Annotated in this window: 18 protein-coding genes; 11 read left to right on the forward strand and 7 right to left on the reverse strand. The window is 75.3% G+C overall.

Going from position 1 to position 18,934, the window contains the following annotated elements; genetic code table 11:
* Positions 1-252 precede the first annotated feature (252 nt).
* Both ABH941_RS40540 and ABH941_RS40545 read right to left on the reverse strand, forming a co-directional pair.
* Entirely contained in the window at positions 253-711 is a 459-nt protein-coding gene (locus ABH941_RS40540) for a hypothetical protein (protein WP_370138309.1), read from the reverse strand.
* Positions 712-716: 5 nt separating this feature from the next.
* Positions 717-2,189 carry a hypothetical protein gene (locus ABH941_RS40545; RefSeq protein ID WP_370138321.1) on the reverse strand — a complete coding sequence of 491 codons (1,473 nt, stop codon included), beginning with the start codon at positions 2,187-2,189 and terminating at the stop codon, positions 717-719.
* A gap of 738 nt (positions 2,190-2,927) precedes the next feature.
* Between ABH941_RS40545 and ABH941_RS40550 the strand changes: the two genes are divergently transcribed.
* Both ABH941_RS40550 and ABH941_RS40555 read left to right on the forward strand, forming a co-directional pair.
* Positions 2,928-3,767: a hypothetical protein gene (locus tag ABH941_RS40550; RefSeq protein ID WP_370138323.1), complete on the forward strand. Its 840-nt coding sequence runs from the start codon at positions 2,928-2,930 to the stop codon at positions 3,765-3,767.
* Between the two features lie 275 nt (positions 3,768-4,042).
* Positions 4,043-4,741 (forward strand): hypothetical protein, encoded by a 699-nt coding sequence (locus tag ABH941_RS40555; protein WP_370138325.1) that lies wholly within the window; start codon positions 4,043-4,045, stop codon positions 4,739-4,741.
* A 157-nt stretch (positions 4,742-4,898) separates the two neighbouring features.
* On the opposite strand, the gene ABH941_RS40560 is transcribed toward ABH941_RS40555, so the two are convergent.
* Positions 4,899-5,924, reverse strand: coding sequence for an aminoglycoside phosphotransferase (locus tag ABH941_RS40560; protein WP_370138329.1), 1,026 nt, complete (start codon positions 5,922-5,924; stop codon positions 4,899-4,901).
* A 125-nt stretch (positions 5,925-6,049) separates the two neighbouring features.
* Here ABH941_RS40560 and ABH941_RS40565 point away from each other — a divergent pair, with 125 nt between their 5' ends.
* The 5 genes from ABH941_RS40565 (at position 6,050) to ABH941_RS40585 (ending at position 10,576) form a co-directional block, all read left to right on the forward strand.
* On the forward strand, positions 6,050-6,319 hold the full coding sequence (locus ABH941_RS40565) for a helix-turn-helix domain-containing protein (protein ID WP_370138332.1): 270 nt from the start codon (positions 6,050-6,052) through the stop codon (positions 6,317-6,319).
* Positions 6,316-8,679: a hypothetical protein gene (locus ABH941_RS40570; RefSeq protein WP_370138340.1), complete on the forward strand. Its 2,364-nt coding sequence runs from the start codon at positions 6,316-6,318 to the stop codon at positions 8,677-8,679. The genes ABH941_RS40565 and ABH941_RS40570 overlap by 4 nt, the downstream gene beginning before the upstream one ends.
* The gene (locus ABH941_RS40575) at positions 8,672-9,211 is read left to right on the forward strand and encodes a helix-turn-helix domain-containing protein (RefSeq protein WP_370138344.1); all 540 of its coding nucleotides are present in this window, start codon (positions 8,672-8,674) and stop codon (positions 9,209-9,211) included. The genes ABH941_RS40570 and ABH941_RS40575 overlap by 8 nt, the downstream gene beginning before the upstream one ends.
* A gap of 95 nt (positions 9,212-9,306) precedes the next feature.
* Positions 9,307-9,654 (forward strand): hypothetical protein, encoded by a 348-nt coding sequence (locus ABH941_RS40580; protein WP_370138346.1) that lies wholly within the window; start codon positions 9,307-9,309, stop codon positions 9,652-9,654.
* A 265-nt stretch (positions 9,655-9,919) separates the two neighbouring features.
* Positions 9,920-10,576, forward strand: coding sequence for a GNAT family N-acetyltransferase (locus tag ABH941_RS40585; RefSeq protein WP_370138354.1), 657 nt, complete (start codon positions 9,920-9,922; stop codon positions 10,574-10,576).
* Between the two features lie 91 nt (positions 10,577-10,667).
* Here the strand turns inward: ABH941_RS40585 and ABH941_RS40590 are convergent, their stop codons facing one another.
* Together ABH941_RS40590 and ABH941_RS40595 are read right to left on the reverse strand one after the other, a co-directional pair.
* Positions 10,668-12,437 (reverse strand): hypothetical protein, encoded by a 1,770-nt coding sequence (locus ABH941_RS40590; protein ID WP_370138357.1) that lies wholly within the window; start codon positions 12,435-12,437, stop codon positions 10,668-10,670.
* Positions 12,438-12,439: 2 nt separating this feature from the next.
* On the reverse strand, positions 12,440-13,345 hold the full coding sequence (locus tag ABH941_RS40595; protein ID WP_370138360.1) for a hypothetical protein: 906 nt from the start codon (positions 13,343-13,345) through the stop codon (positions 12,440-12,442).
* 438 nt (positions 13,346-13,783) lie between these two features.
* Between ABH941_RS40595 and ABH941_RS40600 the strand changes: the two genes are divergently transcribed.
* The 3 genes from ABH941_RS40600 to ABH941_RS40610 all read left to right on the forward strand — a co-directional run bounded on the left by ABH941_RS40600 (position 13,784) and on the right by ABH941_RS40610 (position 16,360).
* Positions 13,784-14,272 carry a hypothetical protein gene (locus ABH941_RS40600; RefSeq protein WP_370138363.1) on the forward strand — a complete coding sequence of 163 codons (489 nt, stop codon included), beginning with the start codon at positions 13,784-13,786 and terminating at the stop codon, positions 14,270-14,272.
* 286 nt (positions 14,273-14,558) lie between these two features.
* Positions 14,559-15,116, forward strand: a complete 558-nt coding sequence (locus ABH941_RS40605) for a hypothetical protein (protein WP_370138371.1) — start codon at positions 14,559-14,561, stop codon at positions 15,114-15,116.
* Positions 15,117-15,421: 305 nt separating this feature from the next.
* The gene (locus ABH941_RS40610) at positions 15,422-16,360 is read left to right on the forward strand and encodes a tetratricopeptide repeat protein (RefSeq protein WP_370138373.1); all 939 of its coding nucleotides are present in this window, start codon (positions 15,422-15,424) and stop codon (positions 16,358-16,360) included.
* Between the two features lie 156 nt (positions 16,361-16,516).
* On the opposite strand, the gene ABH941_RS40615 is transcribed toward ABH941_RS40610, so the two are convergent.
* Positions 16,517-16,648 (reverse strand): hypothetical protein, encoded by a 132-nt coding sequence (locus ABH941_RS40615; protein WP_370138376.1) that lies wholly within the window; start codon positions 16,646-16,648, stop codon positions 16,517-16,519.
* A 268-nt stretch (positions 16,649-16,916) separates the two neighbouring features.
* On the opposite strand from ABH941_RS40615, the gene ABH941_RS40620 reads away from it, so the two are divergent.
* Positions 16,917-17,717 (forward strand): GNAT family N-acetyltransferase, encoded by an 801-nt coding sequence (locus ABH941_RS40620; RefSeq protein WP_370138380.1) that lies wholly within the window; start codon positions 16,917-16,919, stop codon positions 17,715-17,717.
* Between the two features lie 252 nt (positions 17,718-17,969).
* Here ABH941_RS40620 and ABH941_RS40625 read toward each other — a convergent pair whose 3' ends face one another.
* Positions 17,970-18,257, reverse strand: coding sequence for a hypothetical protein (locus ABH941_RS40625; RefSeq protein WP_370138382.1), 288 nt, complete (start codon positions 18,255-18,257; stop codon positions 17,970-17,972).
* Positions 18,258-18,934: the final 677 nt, after the last annotated feature.

Below are 18,934 nucleotides of genomic sequence, written 5' to 3' on the forward strand. Positions count from 1 at the left end.
CCCCCCCCCCCCCCCCCCCCCCCCCCCCCCCCGCGGGCGCCGGGCCCGCCCCCCCGGGGGGGGGCGGGGGGCCCGCGCCCGCGGGGCCCCGGGGGGGGGGGGCCCCCCCCCGGGGGGCCCCCCCCGCGGCCGGTGAAGGTTCCCGGACAGGTTCCTGCACCGCTGGGCTTCTGGGACGGGTCGCGGTGCCGGGCGGTGGATGGACGACAGTGTCTCTCCGAGCGACACCCGGCCGGGCTGCCTCGGATGCGGTCAGCCGGCGAAGGTGTCGGTGCCGTGCGGGTCGAGGCGGTCCAGGGCGGCCTGGGCGGCCGCGGCACCGCTCCACCGCTCGCCGGCCGGAGCCGCAGCGCCCCGGCTACCCCGGCCGGGCTCGGTGGGGGGCAGGGCGTCGGGTCCGGCGGCCAGCAGCGCGGCCAGGGCGGCGGCGACGTCGCCGGGCTGCGCCCAGGGGTGCAGCGGCAACGGGTGCAGGTCGTGGGGAACCCCGATGTACTCGGTGGTGGTGACGGTCCATCCGTCGGGGAACCGGGCGGCGGAGATCCCGTCGGGCCAGCGCCCGGCGCAGGCCGGGTTGCGCGGTCCCCATTCCAGGAGGCCGACGTGGGTGGCCCGGTGGCGTACCGCGTGCCAGCCGGTGACGCCGATCCCGGCGCTGTCGAGGGCGCCGGAGATCTCGTGCAGGTAGGGGGAGAGCGGGGAGAGCATCACGGGGGTCAGGACTCCTGTCGTTGCGGGGCGCCGGGGTCGGCGTGGACGCGCTGGTGGACGGGCGGTTGCTCCAGGCAGCCGGGGCAGGTGGCGGCGGTGCCCCCGGGCAGCGGGTCCCGGGTCGTGGTGTTCGCGCCCAGGGCGGGGCCGTGGACCGCCGCGTCCGGGCGTTCGCTGCGGCCCGGTACGGCCGGGTGCGCCGCTTCGGGGTTCGGTCCGCCAGGGTCGCCGACCGTGACGGTCCGCCGCCCGCCGCACGGACCCTCTGCGGACGCTTCCCGGAAGTCGCCTGGCGTCCCCTGGCTGACCTGCGACGACACCACCGATTCGTCCGAGTCGGGCGCCGACTCGGTCGCGGTCGGCTCCGGGATGGTCAGCGTGGTGACGACTCGGCCGGGCTGCTCGCGGGAGGGCACCGGGGCGGTGGCCCGCAGCCCGGTCGCCTCCCCGCCGGCGGTCAGGAGCTCGGCGACGTGCCGTCCGGCCTGCGCGCTGCCGGTCACCGCGATCCGCGTCCGCCGCTCCTCGGGATCCTGGCAGGGCCGCGGCCCGTGCCGCAGCTCGGCGTCCTCGCGGTCCTCGCCCGCGCTGCGCCCGGGGCGGCCCTCGTCGGCGGAGTCGGCCATGCGGGTCAGGCACAGCCACAGGCGGTCGGCGCTGCCGGGCGGCCAGGGGGTGAGCAGTTCGCCGGTGGCGGGGTCGAGCTCGCCGCGCCACTGCCGGTACCGCTGGTCCGGGCTGTCGGACCAGTCCGGCCGGTACCGGTGCGGCGTCCCGGCCGGGCCCTGTCCGGCGCCGGGAGTGAGCGGGACATGGTGGCCCAGGGCGGCGAGGCGGTCCAGGACCTGCTGCAGCGGCCCCCAGACCACCGGCCGCCGCTCGGCGAGGGCCAGGGCCAGCGCGGCGGCACCCTCCCCGCTCGCCAGCGCCTCCTTCGGGGCCCCGGGGGTCCGCGGCCCGGTCAGCTTGATCAGCAGGTCCTTCAGCGGGCGGCCGCGCTGGTCGACGGCCTGCACCCGGGCGGCCACCGCCGCCCGCGCCGGCCGGTCCCCGGCGGCGGGCGCGTCCAGCACCTGCACCCACACCAGCGCCAGGTCCTCCCCGCCCTCGAGCAGGTCGTGCGCCCAGACCGCGTTGTCGATGCGGCGCCGGCGCAGCTCGATTTGGTCCTCGATCACCCGGGCCACCCGGTTGCACATCGCGCACAGGTACCGGCCGCGCCGCTCGGTCAGGGGCAGTTGGGTGCGGGCGCCGCAGTCCGAGCAGGTCCGCACCACCGCGCTGCGCCGGTCGGCGGCGGCTGCGAGCTGGCGGCCGGTGGCGGTGGTGGGCGGGCAGTCGGCGACGGTGTACAGGGGCACCTCGGTGCGCCTGCCGCGGAAGTCCACCCCGGCCACGTACCCGCGCACCGGGCCGCCGGGGCGCCGGGGGAGGTCGGCGGTGGCCAGTTGCGTCTTCGACGCCAGCGTCCAAGGCACCTGGCTCCAGGACGGGTACGAGACCGGCACCGCCGGCGGGGCCTTCGCTGGCGGAGTCGTGGGTCGCTGCGCCTGTACGTGTTCCGCGGCCATCGCCCCGGACCTCCCTCGTCGACGTCGAAGAGCCGGCCGCCCCATGGCGCCGACCCGCCCGCAACGCTAGCCCCCAACCCCGCCAAGTGCAACCACGATATGGCCTCTGACCTGGGGATATCTAAGTTGCAACTCATGATTTTGGGGCGGTGGCCGGTGCTCTGGCCGGGTGTCCGCGCGGTGCGGATCGCGCCGTTGTCGTCGTGGGCGCGGTCCGCTCCCGGTAGGATCGGCGGCAGTGGGGCGGCCGGTTGCCCTGCGTACACGAGCCCGTTCTCGTGAGCCTTCGGGCCAAGGTTCTTCGAATCACCGGAAGGCGTCCTGCGGCCACGGCCGCGGGACGCTTCTTCGTACCTGGCGCCCCGTCAACCCGGGCCGGGGCAGGACCGGCAACCCCCCGCCCGCCGTCCCGGCACGCCCGTCGGCTTCGCAGCCCCAGCGCGTTCCCGCGCCCTGCTGCGGCGCCGGGCCCGGCCGCCTGCTGCGCGAACGCGCTGCACCGGCCCGGCTCCGGCGCGGTGGGCCGCGCTCCGGCCGGTCGCGCCCGGTAACAGGCCGCCGCTTCCGGTCGCCGGCCGACGGGTTCCGGTCCGGCCGGTGTGTTCCCGCGGCCCGGCCGCGGTCCAGCCGGTAGCGTCCGCGGTCGTGACGGTGACGAGGAGACCGCGGCTGGTCCCGACGGGGGACTGCTTCTGCGGGTGCGGCGGCCAGGCGGGCATCGGCCGGTGGTTCGTGCGCGGCCACGACATCACGGCCGCCGCGGCGCTGCGGGCGCTGGAGGGGCGGAGCCTGGCGGAGCAGCTGGTGGCGGCCGGCTACGGCCCGGACCGGTCGGTGGTGGACGAGGCGGTGGCCAAGGCGGGCTGGCAGCGGTGCCCGCGCTGCTCCTACGCGGGATCCCCGGCGGCGCTGGCCGCCCACGGCCGCGAGTGCGCCGGCGCCGCACCGGCCGAGGAACCCCCGGCCGCGGCCGGCCGGCAGCCGTCCGCCCCACCGGCACCGGTGGAGCCCGCCGGGACCGGGGCATCGGAGCAGGTTGAGGATCCCGAGCCGGTCGGCGACGCGCAGCCGGCGGGCCGGGCGCTGCCGCAGGAGGCCGGGCTGGAGGTGGAGCGCGGGACGTCGGGGGCGGCGTGGGACCTGTTGGTGCCCGGGCGCCTGGACCCGGTGTGGAAGACCATCCCGCAGGCGGAGCGCAGCGAACTGGCCGCCGCCGCCGGCCGGTTGCTGCAGCCGCTGAAGAGCCCGCTGGACCGCCCCGAGGCCCGGCAGACGCTCTACGCGCTGAAGGCGGCCCAGCGGGACCGGCTGGTGGGCGTGCACTGGCGCCGGCTGCTGACCGCGCCGCGCCAGGCGCTGGGCGCGGGGCGCAACGCCCGCGCGGACGAGCTGTACCAGCTCCTGGAGGTGCTGGCGGCCCGCCATCTGGCCCCCGCGACCCCCGCCGACGGAAGCGTGCTCGGCGCCGGCCCGGCGCCGGCCTGACCGGGCCCGGCAGCAGGGGCCGCGAGAGCGGCCACCGGCACCCGGCGCGGGCCGGGCGCCGGCGGCCGCGCCCCACCGCGTGACCCGACCACGGCCAAGGCCGGCCGCCGCCGACCCGGCGCTCCCCGGGGGTGAGGGCGTGCGGAACCCGGCCCGGACTCCTCGGCGGGGCCGACACCGGTGGCGCCTGTCCACAGGCGTCCGGCCGCACAGTGCTCCCGTCGGCCCGGTGTCCGGGCCGCGCGCCCTGCCCCCGCCGCAAGGAGCTTCCGACCATGGCCACCACCGCTTCCGCCGCCGACGCAGCCGCCGTGCCCGGCCGGCGCGAGATCACCGCCGCAGACGGCCACTACACCCTGACCACGGACCCGGACGGAACCGTCCGCCTGACCGCGTCCACCCCCGACGGGGAACTGCGCTCGGAGCTGACCGGCACCGCCGACCCCGCGGACCTCGCCGTGTTCGCCGCCTTCTCCCTGCTCATGGCCAGCGCGAGCATCCCCGCCCAGCGCGCCGGGCAGTCCTCCTCGGACGACCGCAGGGTCGGGGACCTGTGGACCGAGGAGGAGCAGCGGACCCTGCGCGACCGCGCCCGGGCCGGCGCGACCGCCGAGGACCTGGCCCTCGAGCTGGGCCGCAGCCTGAACGCCGTGCACTGGAGGCTCTTCCACCTGGGGCTCGGACCCCGCCCCCAGGGCCCCGAACCGGACCGGCGCCCGGCGCCGGCGCAGAAGGAGACCGCCTACACCTGGGGTGAGCGCCGCCAGGACCACCCCCAGGCCTACGCCCGCTGGACGCCGCAGGACGATGAGCGGCTGCGCGCCATGGCCGCCGCCGGCGCCACGATGCCGGAGCTGATGGCCGCCTTCGGACGCCAGGAGGGAGGCATCGCGGGCCGGCTGCGCAAGATCGGCGCGACCGGCCCGGTGGTCGACCAGATCAACGCCGACCAGCCGCCCCAGCACCCGGCCTGAGGCCGGCCGGGCCCTGACGGCACCCGTGCGGCGGACCGGCCGGCCGCCCGGCGGTCCGCCGCACGGGTCGCAGACCGTGCCCGGACACGGTCGAGGAACTCCTTGCGGAGGCCGGCGCCCTGGCGTACCGCACCGGCCGCCGACCCTCTCGTCGGCCTCAGCGCCAGAAGTCGGCCCATCGGCGGGCGGCCTCGACGATCGGCTCGATTCCCGCTGCGCCGTACGCCTTCCAGTCCTCCCAGGACCGCGCCTCCGCCTCGGCGAGCACGCGGACCCCCTCGCGGGGTGCGCCGGCGAAAGCGGGAACGGCCCGGGCCCACGCCGCCGCGCGCTCCGGGGTCTGGTTGCCGTCCAGGACGAGCCGGAACCCCCACAGGGCCGCGTCGATCCATCCCGGCCCCCGGGCCGCCCAGGCCCAGTCGACGAGCCAGGTCCGGTCGCCGGCGATGAGGAAGTTCGTCGCCGCGGGGTCGGTGTGAAGCAGATTCCGGCCGGTCAGCAGCGGCTCGGCCGCGGGGTCGCAGTAGGGCCCCCATCTCTCCCAGGCCGTCATCAGCTCGATGTCCGGGGCCGGGCGGGTGCTCAACTCCCGCAGTACCGCCGCGACCGGCTCCAGGTGGCCGCCCTCGGGTGTGAAATCCGCCCACGGTGTGGCGGTGACGCCCTCGAAGCCCAGCAGCCGCCAGCCGCCCGCCTCCAGATGCCACAGCAGCTTGGGGGCGTAGTCGGGCAGATGGGGATTGACCCTCGCCTCCCTCTCCAGCTCCCCGGCCCGCTCGTGGTCAACGGGCAGGCCCTTGACGAAGACCTTCGCGCCGTCCGGGGGGAAGAGCAGCGTGGCGATTCCGGAGCTCTCCCCCGTGGTCATCTCCGCCGTCTCGTACGGTGCTCCCACCCGGCGTTCCACCGCGGTGCGGACCTGGTCGGGGAGCTGGCCCCAGCCGATGTGTGCGACGCGCATGATCAGGGCTTCGGCTGCGGGGGATTCGGGGGGAAGGGCGGGTTCTTGTCCGGCGCCGGCCCGCTGGGCGGACGCCCCGGTGGCGGCTTGGAGGGCGGACGCGCAGGGGGCGTCCTCGCGTCGATCGTCGTCATGGGGCAACGGTAGGGCGGCGGCGAGCTGCGCCGCTACCCGGTCGGACCACCGCGCCGGGAAGTGGCGGAACCATCGCTGCCGCGCCATCGGAGCGACCCGACGAGGGCGGCTACCCAGCCCTCCCGCCGGCCACCGGTATGCAGTTTTTCGAACAATTGGAAAGAGAATACGATTTTTAGCGACTTACTGCATGGGCTTGGTAGGGTGGCGGGATGGGGACGTTGGAGAAGCTACGGGTCACCGTCGCGGCGCTGCGCCAGGCGGCGGGGCAGTCGCAGGCCGACCTGGCGGCCGGGGTGGGCCTGACGCAGGAGAAGGTGTCGAGGCGTCAGTCCGGCGTGACGGCGTGGACGTTGGACGAGGTCGACCTGCTGGCCGGCCACTTCCGGATCCCGGTGCTGACGCTGCTGGCCGGCCCCACCGTGGCCTGCGAGGCGCTGGAGTCCCCGGTGGGCCCCGTCGCCGCGGGGCAGGACCGGTGAACACGGTGCAGCAGGCAGGGACGGGCGCCGGGCCGGGGGACTGCGTGTGGTGTGCCGCCTCCGGGTACCCCGGCTACGTGCCCGCGCCGGTGAACGTCCCGGAGCTGGGCGGCCGGCTGCTGACGGTATGGCAGCGGTGCCCGGCGTCCTGCTGGCCCCGCAACCGGGCCCAGGCGCTTCGGCGCAGCGCGGCCCGCGCGGCGTACTGCCGCCGCCGCAGGACCGGCGCCGGCCACAGCGCCGCCTGGGCGGCCGTGCCGCAGCACCCGGCCGCAGCACCCCCCGCCCCGACCACGCCCCCCGCGCCCGCCCCGGCCCCCCGCACACCCGTCCAGGCACCACCGGTCGACCGGCCCGCCCCGCCGGTCCCGGCGGCTCCAGCACCAACTGCCCCTGCTGCCCCGGCTCCGGCCCCGGCGGCTTCGGCCCCAGTCGTGGCCGTTGCTCCGGTGCCGGCGCGGCCGGTGCAGCCTGTTCCCGGCCGGCGTGAGGGCGGGGCGCGGCGCACCGAGGGCGCCAAGCAGGACGTGGTGGACCTGGTCGCTTCGGTGCTGCTGGAGGTCGACGGCGGCCAGGTCCTCGCGGACGTTCCCGGGCTGGGCAGCCCGGGCGCGAAGACGCTGGAGGCGTTGTTCGCGTGGATCGCCTCGGGGCCCCCGCTGGGGGTGCCCGGCATCCACCGCGACGCGCGCCGCCACAACGGCACCGTGGTGCTGGGCCCGGACCTGTGCCGGGCCCTCAAGCTGCCCGCCCGGCTGCCGGAGGGAGCCAAGCGCACCGCACTGGGGGAGCGGCTGCAGGCCGCGGCCGCCGCCTCGGGATGCGACATCGGCAGCGCCGACCAGCGCAAGAAGGGCGACTGGGCCAAGAGCGTCGCCACCAGGATCGCGGTCACCCCCCGCCGCACCGAGGGGGTGCGCCGCGCCGGCGCGGTCACCCTGATCGTCACCCCCTGGATCGGCCAGGCCAGCGGCCCCGCGCAGGCCGTCGACCACTGGCTGGACCGCCTGGGCGCCCCCACCGACCCGGACCAGCTGGGCGGCTGCGACCCGCGGGCCCTGGCCGAGCACCTGCGCGCGGTCGCGTTCGACCTCGGCGTGCCGCTGACCGGCACCGCCCGGGTCACCGCCCGCACCCTGCTGGAATCGGTGCGCCCGCGCGAGGAGTGGGGCCCGAACCGCGACGGCACCCGCATCCTGAAGGCCGGGGCGCTGCCCGACGGCGACACCTGCGTCGAGCCCGCCGCCGGCCGCTGGCACCCGCTCACCCTCAAGGCCCTGGAAGAGGGCCGGCCGGTGTGCCGCGAGGAGGACTTCGTCCGCTTCACCCGCCCCCTGACCGACGCCGAGGCCGCCCTCGCCTACGGGGTCGAACTCGACGTCTGCGCCGCCCACATGGCCATCACCGGCTCCCTCTACGTCCCCATTAGCCCGCTGCTGCACCGTACGAACCCGGTGTACGGCAAGAACACCTGCGGCCAGTGGTGGTGCGACTTCACCGGCCTGCGCCTGACCACCACGATGCTCACCCCCGAGCAGCGCCTGGTCGCGGAGCAGCTGCTGCCCCATCCCGCCACCAGCGACGGGCGCCCGCCGACCGGGCCGGGCTGGTACGACACCAAGACCGTCGAGGGCATGATCGAGTGGTACGGCTTCGACCCGTCCACCATCACCGAGGCCTACCTCGCCGAGCACAGCGCCACGCTGTTCCACGAGTCCACCCGCCAGCTGCGCGACGGCTACAAGTACCGCCACGCCCAGTTGGGCATCGGCGAGGCGATGGACCCGGCCGCGTTCCTGGCCGCCTACGCCTCCCGCTCCCACCTGGCCGCCACCGACCCGGTCGCCGCCTCCGCCATGGTGCTGATCGACTTCTACAAGGACGTCTACCGGGCCAACACCGGGAGCTGGTCGGAGAACCCGCGCGGTGACGACGAGGCCGAGATGGCGCGCTGGGTACGGGAGGTGGTGGAGTCCTGGCACTACCGGCCCGAGATCCGCTTCAGGATCCTGGCCGCGTCCCGCTACGCGATGTACCGGCGCCTGCTGAAGACGTTCGCCGCCACCGGGCGGGCCCCGATCGCGGTCCACGTCGACGGCATCGTCTACGCCAGCGCGGACGGCGACCCGCTGGCCCTGATCGCGTTCACCGACGCGGGCAAGCAACTGCCCGGGGCGGTGCGCCTGGGGATCGCCCCGGGCAGCTGCAAGCACGACGCGACGGTGCCGATGGCGGTGATCGCCGCGGCCCTGGAGGCGGGCGAGCCGCTGCAGGGCGCCCACGGCGTCGTCGCCCGCTACGGCACCGACGCCCAACTGATCCACACTGACGCGAAGATGGAAGGGGCAGGGCGTGGCTGAGGGCTTCGTGGGGCGGATGCTGGGGAAGATGTTCCCCTCGCGCCAGGTCCCGGTCAAGGCGACGACACAGGCCTCCCACGTGCGCGAGCGCGCGTTCGGCGGCAACACCGCCGCGATGGCCGCGCACTACGGGGTCTCCGAGCGCACCGTGCAGCGCTGGATCAAGGGCGACCGGACCCCGCAGGGCGCCGACGCCGAACGCCTGGAGACCCAGGCCGCCGAGGTCCAGATCACCGAGACCGGCCGCAAGCGGCGCGCGCGCGAGTACACCGCGAAGGGCACCGGCTTCTCGGGAGTGGGGGTGACGGTGGACCTGGACGACGCCGGCGTGGAGATCAAGGGGTCCGCCGTGGTCCGCGCCGGCCGCATGCGCCCCCCGGTGGTGGTCAAGCTGACCGGCGAGCAGGCAGCGGCCCTGGTCGAGGACCCCGACAGCCCCGAGGCCGAGGACGCCATCAACCAGGCCCTGGCCGACTACTTCCAACTCCCCTTCGGCGACGTCACCGCCGCCGACCTGCACACCATCCGCTGACCGCGCCCGCTGCGGACCGGGCAGGGCACGGGCCGCGGTTCGCAGGGCTGGCCGCTGGGCCCCGCCCGCTCCGAACACCCCCGAGAGGCATCCCGATGAACGCCGACGACGAACTCCTGCACCGCGACTCCTCCGGTGACGCCCTGTACGCCGCCCCGCCGCGCGGCCGGCACGGCACCCTCCTCTACATCCACCCCACCGGCGAGTCCAGCGTCTACCTGCCCACCGCGGCCGTCGACGCGCTGCGCACCGCCCTGACGGACACCGGCACCGCAGCCGCCACCGAGGACTACCCGGGCGAACTCGAGCACCTGCGCGAACTACGCGACGCCGTCGCGGCCCTCAACGCCGACGCGACCGACGACCACCCGCTCACCCGGCTGCTCGCCGCCCACTTCCTCGACCCCCGCTCCATGGCCCAGATCGCCACCAGCAGCGCCTGACCGGCCCCGCACCGGCCCCGCCGCCACCCTGCCGCCCTGGCTGCTCCCGTTCCCGGGGTTGCCGCTCTGCGGCGTCGGCGGCGCCGACCGGTCGCGCCGTCACGGTGCTGCACCCGGCCGAGGCCCTGCCGGCTGTCACCGGTCCGGCCGTCTCGTGCCGGTGTCCTTCCGGTCCTTCCCGACCGGTTGTCACAGGGGCACGGTAGGAAAGTGGCTGACCCGCGATCCGGCCGGGTCCGCATCATCATGACGCAGGGGACGGCACATGGGACGTCAGAAACCGGGCAAGCCGGGCAGGAGCGGGCCGCGTGGCGTGGGCGGTGGCCTGCTGGTCCGCGATGCGCTGCAGGAGGACATCCCGGGGGTCTGCGCCACGATGCCCGAGGCGTTCGGGCTGATGGGCGGCGCACCGTGGACGGATCCCGCGTACGTCGCCGAGGGGCTGGCGGTCTGCGCGGCGGGCTTGTCGGGGCGGCAGCGGGTCAAGGTGGCGCTGCTCGACGCGACGGTGGTCGGGTGCTCCTACAGCGGTCTGGCGCTGGGGCCCGACGGACAGACCGCCCATCGGGAGATCGGCCTGATCCACGGTGTCGCGGTCCGGCCGGACAGCCGCCGCCCCGGGGCCGCCTCCGCGCTGCTGACCGCGTGCGAGGAGTACCTGGGCCGGGAGGGCGCACGGGTCATGCTCCTGGAGGCGCGGCCCGGCGCGGTCGACTTCTTCCGCGCCCGCGGCTACCAGGCGGCGGCCGGTCCGGCCGTGATCGTGCGTTCCTCGGCGGGGATGTTCCTCTACCCGCAGAGCGTCCCCAGTACGACGTTGATGCGGAAGAACTGCCAGGCGCAGGACGAGGTGGTGCCGGTGGCGACCCGGCAGGGCACGGTTCTGGAGGGTGTCGGCGGCCAGACGTCGAAGACCCGGTAGGCACGACGCCGGGTCCGTGCGGGTGCTCGGCTGGACGCAGCCGGACGCCGCTGCTCCCGGCCGCCCCGGGGTCATCGTCCCGCGTCTGGCGCTACTGTGCGTCCCCGCCGCTCGGGCCGGGTACGGGCCGCGGTTCGTACGGCTCCCACAGCGGGTCGCTCCCGTAGGGGTGGTGGGTGCGTTCCCAGCGGGGCGCGCCGGACAGTGCGACCACGCGGTGCAGGGGGATGCGGACCGGTTGGTGCTGTCCGCCGGGACGGAAGCCCACCTCGCCGTCGCCGACCTGCGCCAGGGTCCCGAACAGGCTGGCCCAGGTGTCGCGGCCGCCCGGGGCCGGGCACCACACGTCCAGGCGCAGGACCCGCCCGCGCAGCCAGCGGTGCAGCTCGGCCAGGAGCGCGGTCTCCTCGGCGCCGCCCGGGATCCAGCAGCCGTATCCGTCGGCGAGGGAGTAGGCCAGGCGCGAGGCCCGCTCCTCGTCGCCGGCCGCCACCTGCTGGTCGGCCCCGGCGCGGGCACGGCGCTGCGCCTGGACGACGTCGGGCACCCCCGGTGGGCCTTCGCTGGTGTCCTCGTCGCCGGGCAGCAGGGGGAACGCGGTGCGCAGCAGTTCCAGGGCCGCGGTCTCGTCCGCGCGGCGGCGCCCGGTCACCGGCCCCGCGGCGGTGAACCGCGGCGTGTGGTGGCGGCCCAGCCCGGCCTCCTCCTGCTCCAGCTTGGCCGCGATGTGCCCGGGCGCGGCGATGACCGCCGCCCAGCGGGGGCCGGAGGTGTCGGCGGCGCCGTAATGGTCGCGGCGCCGGTAGTTGTGGGGGACCAGCGGTCCGAGCACGGGGCAGGCGGCGAGGTAGGCGATGGGGGCGTCGCGGGAGTCGGTCAGCGGCCAGTCCCGCACCAGCAGCAGCCGCGTGACGCCCAGGTCCTGCTCGGCCTCGAACGAGGCCTCCAGCGCCGTGCACGCCTCGGCGACCGCCCGCGGCCACCACCCGGCGAACTCCGCGTCCGCCCAGGCCGACGGACTCACATACCCCGCTCCCGCCGTCCGCGGCGCAGGAAGCCGGGTCACGTCCACGACCCGGGCCCCGCCAAGTTCCCCGCCCACGGCGTCCTGCACCAGGCCGGCGGCCCGCACAGGGTCCTGGCCGCGCGAGCGGGCCGCCAGCCACACCCCGGCCGTCACCTGCCACACGTCCACCCGCGCCGGCCCTTCGTACCGGCCCGCCGGCCGGGTGGACCGGCCGGCGACGGCGGCCGTCACCTCCTCCAGAGCACGGTGCTGCGGGCCGTCGGTGGTGCGCAGCACCGCGTCGCGGGCCCCGTTGTAGGCGTCGACCTGCGGGCACCGCTGCGCGTACCCGGCCAGGAAAGCGGCGAAGCCCTCGGCCACCTGCTTGGCCGCCACGGCCAGTGCCTTGGCGTCCTTGGCCAGCGCACGCTTCGCGGCGGCCAGCTCCAGCCAGGCCTGCAGCTGCTCCCGGTCGCCGGGCTGCTCCTGGGCGGCGTAGCGGGCGTACCCGAGCCAGGTGGCCGCCTTGGCGTCACTGCGGGCACGTTCCAGGTCGGCGGCGCGTGAGGCGATGTGGGCGCCGGCCCGCCACAGGGCGTCCTCGGGACCGGGGAGGGTGGGGTGGCACCGCCGGCAGATCTCGCCGGCGACCTCGATCAGCGGGTAGGTCGACGCTCCGGTGGCGGAGCCGGCGTGGCGGCAGCCGCCGCCGTAGTACCGCTCGCCGCGCGGGACGTGGTACTTCCCGCTGCCGCCGCCGGTCAGCGCGACCTGCACCGACACCAGCGCGGGCAGCTCCACGCCGAGCAGGCCCAGGGCTTGCGTGGACAGGAAGGGGAGTTCAGTCGCGGCCACGGTCAGCCTTCCTGTCCGTCAGCGGCGCCGGCAGTCGCGGCGGCGGCACCGGCCGCTGCGGCGATGTGGTGGTCGGCCAGGGCCTGGCCGTACCGCGAGGAGTAGTCGACCAGGTCGGGCAGGGTGAAGTCGCTCTGCAGGGCCCTCAGCAGGGTGGAGACCTGGATCTGCGCGAGGTCGCCGGAGAACCGGTGGCCGCGGGCCCGCTCGAAGGCCGCCAGGGCGCGCCCGGCGTCCCCTGCGGCGACACTGCCGCAGGCCCTGGCCCACGCCCGCATCGTGGCGGGCACCGAGGCCTCCGGCAGGCCGGCCAGGACGGTCATGGTGGGCAGGTCCCACACGTCCCGCGCGAAGACCTCCTCGGCGGTGGTGAAGCCGTCGTTGTGGTCGACCGCACCGACCAGGCCCCGCCAGTGCTCCTGGATCTGCTGCTCCAACTGGTCCAGGGAGGTCCGCCGCTGCTGCGCGTCGCGGCCCCGGTCCTGGTCGTAGGCGCCGATGCACCCGGCACCCAGGTACAGCCAAGCCGCGTCGAGGTCCTCGCCGTCGCTGTCCTCGCAGTACGACACGAACGCCCGGTGCTCCTTGCTGTCCTGGTCCTTCGCGAGCAGGTCGGCGGTGAACAGCGGGGTGAAGGTGTCCAGGACGGACCGCGCGCGCTGCGCCCAGGGGGCGAGTGCTCCCAGGGGCATCGGTGCGGCGGGAGCTTCCAGCAGCGAGGGGTCGGCGGCCAGCAGGAACGCGACCGCCTGCTCGCGGCCGGCCTTGTCCAGGACAGGGGGCAGCAGGCCCTTGCGTGCGGCTTGGGCGACCCTGCGCAGCGCCTCCTGGTAGCCGCACTGCGAGGCCTTGTGCAGCAAGCGGGCGATCTGCTGCTGGTGGCCGGTGTTGGTCTTCTTCGGTGCCATGACGGTCTCCTGTACACACCCGGCCGCGATGCCGTCCCACCACAGCAGCTGCCGGGGAGCGTACGGGGCGTCAACGACGTGCCGGTACGACCAGATCACCTTCGTGTCCAAGCGGCCGCTTGGTTCACCCTCGACCGGAGGTGGGTCCGGCCGCGGCGCGCACCATCGACGTACGCTCCCGCGAAGATACCGGCACGTCGGCCCGCCACGCGAACGCCCAGGTGAAAGCACGCCGGCGGACGTCCGCCACGGCGTCTCGAACCCGCTCCGCGCCCGGCTGCCCCGCCAACTCGGACTCGGACTCGGACTCCGACCCGGGGCCGGAGCATCACGGAAAATCGGGGCGCAGCCAACGGAGAGTGCACCGCCGTGCCGGGCATCTGATGAGCCGTCCGGTCCTTGCATCGAGCTGTCGGTGGACGGCTCTAGGCTCGGTGCATGGGTTCTCACTACACCACGTTCGTTCTCCCCGGAACGGCTGTCGGACTGGATTACGACACGCCGATCCTGATCTTCGGCGCTGATTCCGTTCAGGAGACGCGGGGGCTTCCGCTGGTCACCTCGATTCACAGGATCGGCAATGAGGCGATGGGCTATGTGCATGCCTCGCCGCTGGGCTGGGCTTTCCCGGTGACCGACGTCTGGGCGAACACCGCTGAGGAGCAGTACGACCACCGGGCCAAGGTCATCGTCCTGCGCGAGCCGGTTCCCGCCGGCGTCTCGACGGAGCACGCAGACCTGGCCCGCGGTGTCCTGGGCCCGGACCTGCCCTCGTGGCTCGGGTTGCTCCTGGCCGGGCGGCTCAACCACGCCGGACGCGACGTTCCGGTGAGCTCCGGTAAGAGCGCGCTGAGCGTCATGATCGATCCGGCGGCGCCGACAACGCTCCCGGGCTGGGCCCACCAGTCCCTCACCCCCAACCCGTAGGCGTACAGGCCCTCCAGCAGGACGGGCACGAGGCGGTACACAACGGGCGCCCGGCCCGCCGCACTTCGCTGCCCCGCACCGAACCGGCATGGCGCTGCTCCCCGAGGGCGGGTGGTCACGGGGCCTGGTCGGCCTCGGTGGCGTCGAGGAACTCCTCGAGCGCGGCGGGGTCCAGGAGGTCACCCCCCGAGCCGCCCCGTGCCCCCGGTCAGGTCAGCGCAATCGGGCCCGGCCGGCCCGTGCCGCCGGTACTGTCCCTGGGAGTCCCACCGAAGGAGAAGAGCGGATGCCGGAACCCAAGGACACGAGCGCCGAGGTCATGACCGAAGTCCGGCGTCTGTGCCGCAAGTTGACCGCCAGTGACTTCGCGGACCCCGGGGGCCGCCGGCGGTTGGACGTCGCTGCCGACTGCCTGTGGGCCGCCTACGGGCTGACCTGCGAGGTGACCTGCGGCGCCCCTGAGAGCACCGCGCGCATCGAACGAGCCCGACTCCACTACCAGGAGCACGACGTCCCGCCCCACGAGCAGTTCCAGGAACTGGCCGGGCAGATCACCGGCGAGCTCAACGACCTGACCGACGAGCACCGGGACGGCCCGCAGACCCGCCCGCTGCTCGATGCCGGCGCCGACAGCCTGCGCGCGGCCATGGGGTTCCTCGTCTCCGTGCTCGAGGATCTGCCCCCGCGCCTGGGCGTGGACCTGGGCAGCGAGTACCTGCGGCGCGCCGAGGCCGCCTACCGCGACCTGCCCGGCACCCGCGGGCCCGCGGGAGCCGACCCGATCCACGAACACCTGCAGCACGCGAGCGAGATCTCCCGGAACCTGGCGGCAGCGCCCCGCTGAGACCGGGGAGCACCCGGCCCCCGCACCCGGCTGCTCCCCGTCGGCTTGGACTCGACCAGGGCGGTGGCGGGCTTCCTCACCAGGTGGCCCCCGATGCTGCCGGCACCCGGGGGTCCGCGGTGCGGTGAGGGCAGGGGTCTGCACTGGCGAATCGTGGCGAATGTCCGGTTCAATCGTGCGCGGGGCGCTGCCCGGCCAGACTTGGCCTGGAGGGGGTTCGCAGCATGGTGCTCGGCGGGGGCCGGCGTGCGGCTTCCCGAGGGCAGTGTCCGGGCAGGGTTTTCGACAGCAGGGGAGCAGTGGTTGTGTCGCAGGTGACCCAGGACGGGTTGAGGACGTTGCTGGCCGAGCGCAGCGGTCTGGACAGCGAGGACCTGTTCACCCCGGTGATACTGGTGCCGCGCAACTACGGGGTCTCGTTCCCGTTGACCGCCGGGCAGGCCGAGGACGTGCTCGCCAGGATGCTCGACGAGCTGCGCAAGGTCCTGCCCGTCCCCGCGCCCGAGGACGAGGAGCCCGGCCGCGGGTTCTCCTACCTGGCTGAGATCACCGACCTCTACGAGGGCTTCGAGACCCGCCGGATCCTGCTACGCGTCTACCGGAACGGGCCGACCCCCGCGCGCCTGGACCACAGCGAGGAGTACGACCCGCTCTCGGAGCGCGGCTGGGGATCGCGGCCCTCGGCCGCCCCCGACCGGGGAGGGAAGCCGAGTTGGGGATGGTGGAGTGCGGTGCGCAAGGCGGGCCCGCGGCCGTACTACCGGATGCCCGACCCGTACGCGGGCGAGGGCGAGCCGCCCGTGGACCGCGCCCTTGACCTGCGCGAGCGCGGCGGCGGCGGCGACGCCGGCGCCTACCGTGCCGCGCTGACCGGGGCGGTCCGCGAGGACCCGCGGCAGATCGACTGCTGGGCCCACCTGGGCAACGACGCCCTGGAGCGGGCCGACCGCGATCCGGCCGCGCTGTCACAGGCCCTGGGCTACTACCAGACCGGTGTCGCGGTGGCCGAGCTCTCCTTGCCCGACGCCTTCGACGGCGTCCTGCGGTGGGGTGAGATGGACAACCGGCCCTTTCACCGGGCACTGCACGGACTCGGCCTGACGTGGTGGCGGCTGGGAGACCACGCCAGGGCCGCGAAGGTGTTCCGCAACAGCCTGTGGACCAACCCGGACGACAACCAGGGCGTGCGTTACCTGATCAAGGAGGTGGAGACGGGCAAGCCCTGGCACAGCGACCTCGAATAGGCCCTCGCCCCGCGTCCGGCTGCTCGCTGTCGGCTCGGACTCGACCCGGGCAGCGGTGGGCTTGCGGTGCGGGTGGTTGGAGAGGCGGGCCGTCGGCCGGTTGCCTGTCAGAGCTGGGACCGCCGATCTATCGCTCCCCGGTCACCGGAGGGGTGGTCACGGTTCCTGGTCGGCGTCGGTGGCGTCGAGGAACTCCTGCAGCGCCGCCGTCCAGACCGGGGGCCCTGACCTCAGCGCCCCCACCAGGGCCACCAGGGCGCGAGCCGGGCCGCTTCCCGCCCCGCTCATCGCCGGCCGGGCACCCGCGGCCCGCCGGTCCTCCCACCTGGCCGCCGACCGCTCCTGCCGAGGCCTCGCCCGCTCGGCAGGCGTCCTGGGCCGATCTGCTCCGGCCGCAGGGGCCGACTGGCGTCCCCTGGCTGACCTGCGACGATCGCGGCTGGCCGTCGGTGTGGGATTCCGGGCTGCGGGCGGCGACGCTGGGGCCCAGCGTCCCGGAGCCGGGCATGCGACGGTCGTGGGGGAGATGGGTCCGTGGGACTGCCATCCTGGTCCGGTGTACTCCGTCGCCGAGGTCCTCGCCCGCTGCTGGCCGCTCGAACTGCGCACCGACCCCCTGGTGCTGCGCCCCGTTCAGGAGCGCGACGCGGGCGTGCTGGGCGTTCTGCTGACGGATCCGCAGGTCGGCCGGTTCCTCGGGGGCCCGGCCGGCGATGAGCGGGTGGCGCGGGGTCTGCGCGAGTACCCGGTGACGCCGGGGTGCTGGGCCATCGAACCCGCGGGAGAGGACGGGGCCGCGGTGGGGCTGGTGACGATCGGCGCGGACCACCGCTGCGAGGGCCGGGCGGAGGTCTCCTACCAGCTGCTCCCGGCCCAGTGGGGCAAGGGCCTGGGCAAGGAGGCCGTTGGCGCGGCGGTGGCCTGGTGGGGCACGGTGGCCGGCGCCGGATCGCTGGTGGCGGTCACCCAGCGGGCGAACACCGGCTCGCGCCGGCTGCTGGAGGGCCTGGGCTGGGTCCTGCTGGATGACGGGCTGGAGGAGTACGGCGCACTGCAGTGCCTCTACACCCCGGTGGGCACCGAGGACGACGTGCTGCGGTGGGCGCGCCTGTACGACGGCCGCAGGGAGGAGGCCGAGCGGCGGATCGGTGCGCTGGTCCGGGCGACGGAGCCGGGTGCGGTACTGCCCGGGGACCTGGAGGTCCTCGGCGTGGAGGCGATGATCCGCCGGTGCCCGGCCCGGCACGGCGCCCACGGGAGAGTCTGCGCCTACGACTCCGGCCACCGGCCCGCCCTCCACCTGGGCCGGGCTCGCGACGGTGGCTGGATCGCCTGGCGCGGCGACGCGGACCACTGACCCGGCCCACCGAGCCGCACCCCGCCGCCCTGACCGCCGAGCACCGCGACAGCCAGCAGGTCTGCCCGCTGCTCGGCGCCGGGGCAGAAGAGCAGCCTGCGCGCGGCCATGGGGTTCCTCGTCTCCATGCTCGACGACCTGTGAAGCCGGCAGGATGCCCCGTGGGCCTGTGAAAGTTGCAACTCACCAACCCGCAGACGAACCGCCACTGGCTGAGCCGCCCGCAGGCACCTTTGTCCACACCGCGGCTGGTTAACTTGACGCAGGCAGTCGGTCCGCGACACCGGTGTGGACCAGAGCCCGCTTCAGGCCGGCCCGCCACACGACGCCGGTGGGAACGACCTGGGAGGCCAGTTCCTCATAACGGGCCAGCGGCCCAGCCGGTGCGCCCTGCTCGTCCACGCTGCTCGGCACGATCCCGGGGTACTCGTCCCTCCAGGCCCGCAGCGCAGTGATCGCCTCCACCGAGGTGAACCAGCAGCCGGCCTGAACCACCCGCACCAGACCAGCGGGCAGCCGTACCGGGATCGTCTCCGGCACCCCGGTATCCCGAACCCCCGGCCACCGCCCCGGCTCCACCGCCTCCTCCGGCAACTCAGGCCACACCACCTTGTCCCACCCCCGCGCCGCCACCTCCAACCCGACCCCGAACCCCACCAGCACATCCCGGGTGTCCAGCAACTCCCCAACCCCACGAAGCCGCTCCACCTCGTCACGCCACCGCGCCCGCACCACCGCAGCCTCAGCCCGAGGCAGACCCGACGTCCGCCACCGATCCGCAGACCCCAGCACCCCACGCCGAGCACGCTGCGCCGCCACCGCCTCCTCCACCACCTCCCGCACCCCGAACGGAACCGACACCTTCACCGACAACACAGCCGCACCCACCACGCCACCACGTCCTTCGAAAGTTGCAACTCACCAACCTACAGCTCACCATCCACGCCACCGGACTCCGACCCGAACTGACCATCCATCACGCACTGCCCACACCCCACCAACTCCCCACCCCAACACGGGATGTGACCCACCACCACCAACCACCCCGCGAGGCCCGACGGGCCGAGCACTCCCCTCGACACCCGGCCGGTGCCCGAAGGGCCCGGCCAACTCCCAACCCCCGCAGGCCCGAAGGGCCGAAGCAACCCCAACTGCCCGCTTCCGAAGGAAGCGTGGCGATACCGCCCGAAGGGCGGGCATCCCCCCCCCGGGGGGGG

Source organism: Streptacidiphilus sp. EB103A, from assembly GCF_041261405.1.
Lineage (GTDB): Bacteria > Actinomycetota > Actinomycetes > Streptomycetales > Streptomycetaceae > Streptacidiphilus.

What these genes read in the sequence shown, in the direction of transcription:
- ABH941_RS40605 (WP_370138371.1), top strand. Translation starts at nt 14,559, where the DNA reads ATGCCGGAACCCAAGGACACGAGCGCCGAGGTCATGACCGAAGTCCGG.
- ABH941_RS40585 (WP_370138354.1), top strand. Translation starts at nt 9,920, where the DNA reads ATGGGACGTCAGAAACCGGGCAAGCCGGGCAGGAGCGGGCCGCGTGGC.
- ABH941_RS40560 (WP_370138329.1), bottom strand. Translation starts at nt 5,924, where the DNA reads ATGGCGCGGCAGCGATGGTTCCGCCACTTCCCGGCGCGGTGGTCCGAC.
- ABH941_RS40595 (WP_370138360.1), bottom strand. Translation starts at nt 13,345, where the DNA reads ATGGCACCGAAGAAGACCAACACCGGCCACCAGCAGCAGATCGCCCGC.
- ABH941_RS40600 (WP_370138363.1), top strand. Translation starts at nt 13,784, where the DNA reads ATGGGTTCTCACTACACCACGTTCGTTCTCCCCGGAACGGCTGTCGGA.
- ABH941_RS40615 (WP_370138376.1), bottom strand. Translation starts at nt 16,648, where the DNA reads ATGAGCGGGGCGGGAAGCGGCCCGGCTCGCGCCCTGGTGGCCCTGGTG.
- ABH941_RS40565 (WP_370138332.1), top strand. Translation starts at nt 6,050, where the DNA reads ATGGGGACGTTGGAGAAGCTACGGGTCACCGTCGCGGCGCTGCGCCAG.
- ABH941_RS40580 (WP_370138346.1), top strand. Translation starts at nt 9,307, where the DNA reads ATGAACGCCGACGACGAACTCCTGCACCGCGACTCCTCCGGTGACGCC.
- ABH941_RS40555 (WP_370138325.1), top strand. Translation starts at nt 4,043, where the DNA reads ATGGCCACCACCGCTTCCGCCGCCGACGCAGCCGCCGTGCCCGGCCGG.